2 protein-coding genes and 1 pseudogene are annotated in these 5,170 nt (G+C 68.4%); all 3 read right to left on the bottom strand.

All coding sequences use genetic code 11. The annotated features are described in order from the left end of the window. Positions 1-252 (bottom strand): annotated as a pseudogene (locus EST92_RS31890) (hypothetical protein); the annotation flags it as partial. 17 nt (positions 253-269) lie between these two features. Then, positions 270-2,369, bottom strand: a complete 2,100-nt coding sequence (locus EST92_RS31000) for a bifunctional polysaccharide deacetylase/glycosyltransferase family 2 protein (protein WP_129283983.1) — start codon at positions 2,367-2,369, stop codon at positions 270-272. Positions 2,370-4,350: 1,981 nt separating this feature from the next. Beyond that, entirely contained in the window at positions 4,351-4,890 is a 540-nt protein-coding gene (locus EST92_RS30995) for a hypothetical protein (RefSeq protein ID WP_129283982.1), read from the bottom strand. Positions 4,891-5,170 lie beyond the last annotated feature (280 nt).

The following is a 5,170-nucleotide window of genomic DNA, read 5'->3' as shown; positions in this document are numbered from 1 at the left end:
GATCCTGGCGCGGCCGGCGCATCGTGGCGGGGGCGGGTCCTCGGGCCACAGGGGTTCGGTCGCGTCCACCACCTCCCCCGCCACGATGCGCCGGCCGCGCCAGGATCCGCCCGCTTCCCACACATCGTCCAGTTCGGCGTCCTGCGTCACGTACGGACGGGCGCCCGCACCGTGCGACGGACGTTCGTCCGGACCGTACGGGCCCGCTCCGAACACATCGCTGTCGGACCAAGGGCCCCGCGAGTTGCTCATGTGTGCACTCTCCTCGGTCACTTCGACGACAGACTGCTCGGCTGTGGGACGGGCTCCTTGAGCAAGTGCTGGTTGGCGGTGCCGGAGCGCTGCATGCGGTGCCACTTCAGCCGGGTGCCGAGCAGGGCGGTGACCACGGACTGGATGACGACGAGATACAGCAACTGCCGGTAGAAGAACAGCTGGAGCGGCAGGGCCCACAACGACCGGAGCGGTTCGTGGTCCAGCCGCAGGGCGTAGGCGGCGGTGATCAGCTGGATGACGAGGAAGCCGAGCCAGACCCCGACCGCCTGCGCGGTGTCGCCGAAGCACAGGCCGTACAGGGCGAAGACATCGACGACCGGCGCGAAGAGCGGTAACACGATCTGGAACAGGGCGAGATAGGCGAGCCCCCGGCGGCCGAAGCGTCCGGCCGGGCCGACCTCCACCACGGCATGGCGGTGCTTCCACATGGATTGCAGGGTGCCGTAGCACCAGCGATAGCGCTGCCGCCACAACTGGTCCAGGCTGCTGGGCACTTCGGTCCAGGCGATGGCCGTCTCCTCGTAGACCACCCGTCGGCCCATCCGCCACAGCGCCATCGTGAGGTCGGTGTCCTCGGCGAGGGTGTCGTCACTGATACCGCCGATGGCCAGCAAGGCGTCCCGGCGGAAGGCACCGATCGCGCCGGGAACCGTGGGCATGCACTCCAGCACCTCGAACATGCGCCGGTCCAGGTTGAACCCCAGGACGTACTCCAGATGCTGCCATCTGCCCAGCAGCCGCCGCCGGTTGCCCACCTTGGTGTTCCCGCTGACCGCGCCGATCGTCGGGTCGGCGAGCGGCTGGATGAGGCGGTGCAGGGCCTCCGGCTCGAAGACCGTGTCCGCGTCGATCATCACGATGATCTCGCAACGCGCGTAGCGCAGGCCCGTGCTGAGCGCTCCGGGCTTACCGGAGTTGGGTTGTTCCACCACGCTCACCCGAGGATCGGTGATGCCGCGGGCGATCTCCACGGTCCGGTCCGTCGACCCGTCGTCGATGACGATGATCTGCAGGTCGCCGTGGGTGGAGGCGAGCAGGGAACGCACCGTGGCCTCGATGCCCGCCTCTTCGTTGAAGGCGGGCACCAGGACCGTCACCGGGTCGTTCACCTCGCGCAGCCAGGGCGCGCCGGAGCGGTGCCGGCGCCGGCGCCGCACATGCACCCGGGCGAGGAGGGCGAGCAACACCAGCCGGAGCATGCCCAGTCCGCCCGCGATGCCCAGCGCCCAGGTCATGGAGCGGGCGAAGGTGTGCCCGATGGACTGCGTCCACATCAGTGCCTTCCCCTGCGCGCGTTCCGCGAAGGAAGCCGTCGAGGTCAGCGAGGGCCGTCCGAGTCCGCCCGTGACGGTGGTGAACTGTCCCACGTTCGGGTCGGCGAGCAGCTGCTTCGCCTCCTGGTACCCCAGGGCGGTGTGGCTGTACTGGCGTACCACCCCCAGCGGGGGCTTACGCGACCGGGCGGTGGCGGCGACCACGACGTACCCCTGGTCGGTGGCGCGCCGTGCGGCCGGCCATTCGGCGCCGCACAGCGTGTCGGCGGTGGTGGTGTGCGGCAGGCGCAGCAGCCGGGTGTTGACGTCCGCGGCTCCCGCCAGGGCGGTCTGGGTGAGGGCGAGTTCCCAGTGCGCGCGCAGGTGCGAGGCGCTGCCCAGGTCGCCGCCAGTGTAGGTGTACGAGCCGATCTCATGGCCCTCGTCGCGGATCCGTCGCACCAGGTCCGGATGGCGGGCCGCCTGGTTGCCGTAGAGGAAGAAGGTCGCCCGCGCGTGCCGTGCCCGCAGCAGGTCGAGCAGGCGCGGTGTCCATACCGGGTCGGGCCCGCCGTCGAAGGTGAGCGCGGCGGTACGGAACGGCATCTGCGCGGTCTCGGCTCCTTTGCCGGTGATCCGCAGCACGGGGTCCCCGTTGTCCGCGGACTTCGGTATGGGGCTGGTGCAGGCTCGTCTGTGCCGGGCTCCGTCGACCTCATGGGTCGTCCAGCCCTCGAACAGCAGCGAAGCGGCGACGATGGGGAGGATCAGCAGCAGCAGTAACCAGTGCCAGCGTGGGGGGCGGCGCAACGCATGCCGCCCCTGCCCTGACAACGCCACAATGGGCCCTTTCTGTCGAGCGGACGTGCCACAGGAGAGGCGTGTGCGTCCGCGCAGGCAGCCATGGCGCCTGCGCGGACGCACACGTCTGAGGTCAGTGCCGGGGAGGCTTCACGCCCGGGGGCGGAAGCGCACCGGTCCGGCTGTGGTCACGGGGCAGGAGTGGTGGGGGAAGGGGCCCTGGAGGTGTGGTGACCGATGGGGACGGCCCGTCCGGAGGTGTCGGGAGTCGCCGAGGGACCGGCGCGGCCGGGCGCTCTGGGCGCCGGGCGTGACGTGTGGTCCGGGAGCGGGTCGGCCTTTCCCGGAGCCGGCTTTCCGGCCGGCTGCAGGAGGCCGCCGAACACCACGACGAGGAGGACGAGATATCCGGTGCACATGCACCCTACGGTCAACGCTGCGTGCCCCAGGAAGCGTCTGCGCCGACCTGAGTTGTCGACAAATACGGGACGATTCCCTTGCTTACCGGGGCGACTGCTGTGGGGGGTAGCGGTTCGCATGGAGCGTGAGTGTAACCAGTTAACCGCGAATGAGAATAGGCAAGGTCAGCCAGCGTCTTCCGCCCTCCGGTGACGGTGGCAAAGACCATCGGGCGAGCCGGGACTCCTGCTCCCCCTTATGATCTCACTCGTCAACATACCTATTCACGCGGATCGATGGTTCACAGCGAGCCGGATCGATGCCCCCGTGGAGCCCGGCGACCCCGCCCCGATCCATCCATACTGTGAAGTAACTCACGCCAAGTCGCGATAGCGTCAAGTAATTGAACTGCTTACTGCGCACCATGTTCGTTTTGCTCCCGACTGACCGGTAACGAGCCGCTTGTGCAGGCCGGCACCGGCATCGTCGCGCGGCCTCCCCCAGAGCCACCGCGCCCCCACGGCCGCCACCGCCCGGACGCACCGCGCGGCCCCCGGCACACCCTCGCATCAGGCGCTTTGACGTAGCCGCGGGGCGCCAGCCGGAGCCCACGCCCCGCGGCCGGAGCGGCGCCCAAGTCAGGTGATTCCGCGGCATGGTGAGATACCGATGAAATACCTGGAGATATCACGGCCTGCCGCGGCCCCCGCAGCACCCTTCACCCACGACCGAAACCCAACGAAGAAAGGAACGAGACAGGCCGGTCATATTGCAGGCAATTATCTGTTCGTTGAAATTGCCATGCCCGTTTACGGTTGAGAACGGCCACGAATGGATACCCGGAATCCATTCCCTGGATGACCACCACCGATCATGGCCGGAATGCTTGCACCGTCGCCTCCTCCACCTTCTCCCGGATACCGCCATATCTGCGGCAATGATCAGCGGACTTCCTCCCGGCACCTCGACGAACCGGCCTTGACGGTCTGTTACGGGAGGATTTCCTGACCATGGCGGCAAAGTCGTCAACCGGACACTCTCGCACGGCTGGGCACACTCGGGCGCCGGGGCGGGCCACCCACCTCACCTGCCCGCACCGGGCAACCGGCGCGCGATCATGATGCCCTGTCAGCTCCGTGACACCGGGGCACACCAGGCCTCACAGCAACCCGGCACGGCCCGCCCCGCCCCGTCAGCAGACCAGGAGGCGACGGCCTGCACGTACCCGATCCCTGGCAGCCACCACGTCGACCATCGTTTACCTGCTGTATCCCCCATGTTTCGTCCGAGGTCATGGTCTGTTCGGAAGAATGGGCGCCTAAGCGGCCCGGGACACTACGCGTGCGCCCGCCTTTCCCGCCTTCCGACAGCCCAGGCAGCCGTCCGCCAGAAGTCGTCGGAAGTCACCGACAGCAGTACGGCGAGGTCTTCGAACGGCCTCCGGGCTGCTTCCGCAGAACCAGGACACCCCCACCATCCGACCCGCCGAAACCCTCAATCCCCGCTTGCCACAATGCCGTTGGCGGGCGAACCGGGAGGGCGAACCGGGACGCAGTTCCGGCGGTGCGGCGCACGACGGCGGTCATCGCAGGTTGGCCGCGGGAGAACCGCGGATTTCCCGCTATCCCACTCCCGCCGCCGCGTCCCGCTCGGCGTACTTCTTCAACGTCAGCAGTTGTTTGCGCATCATGACCAAGTCCCCCCAGGCGAGGAGCCTTTGCTGGAGGCGCCGGATCAGCGGGCGTCGCGACGCGCTGTCGACCTTCACCAGGAGCCGGCAGCCGTCGCCGTGCGGAAGGACGACATAGCTGACAGCCATCTGCCCATACCTTCGCGCCGGTGCCTCGGGAAGCACCCCGGTGATGTGCTGGTCCGTTGCGAAGTCCACGATGTCGAAGACCAGGAAGCGCTGTCCGACGGCCAAGGGAGCTGGCTCCGGCGTGAGGCGGTCGGGGCTCTTCCGGCCGCGGAAGTCGATCCAGTCGTAGCTGTACGGCGCGATCGTCAGCTGACGGACCCAGCGGAACACCGTGGCACACGGCGCCGCCACCTCAACGGCCCGCGTCCAGCCTTCATAGGGGACCGTCAGAAGTCCGTCGCACGGATAGTGCGCCTCGCGCTCGGCGGCATTCGCGCCCCAGACCCTCCCGGTGAAATCCATGTCAGGACAATACGCCATTCGTAGGGAGGAGTCGGCCGAGGTGGCCGCGCCGCGTTCCGGCCGCCAGGTTGACCAAGCGCCGGGCAAAATTTAGGCAAGAGCGCGATAAAGGATGGGCAAGGACCGACATGACGGATGTTCTGCCGGGGTCCACGCCGTGGAGGTCATGCACTCTGAAGCTATCGGCGGCTGTCGGCAGCTACCGGCGGCTATCGGCGACAGCGTTGAAGGGAAGCGGGGACCCATCCCCCCTCGGTCGCTGGTGGGGGCGGTGCGGGGG

The sequence above is a fragment of the Streptomyces sp. TM32 genome (genome assembly GCF_004122755.1).
Taxonomy (GTDB): Bacteria; Actinomycetota; Actinomycetes; order Streptomycetales; family Streptomycetaceae; genus Streptomyces; species Streptomyces sioyaensis.
This window is presented reverse-complemented; position numbering and strand designations above follow the sequence as displayed.

Bases quoted from the DNA above. Each gene is read 5' to 3' on its own strand.
- EST92_RS30995 (WP_129283982.1), bottom strand. From the start codon at position 4,890: ATGGATTTCACCGGGAGGGTCTGGGGCGCGAATGCCGCCGAGCGCGAG.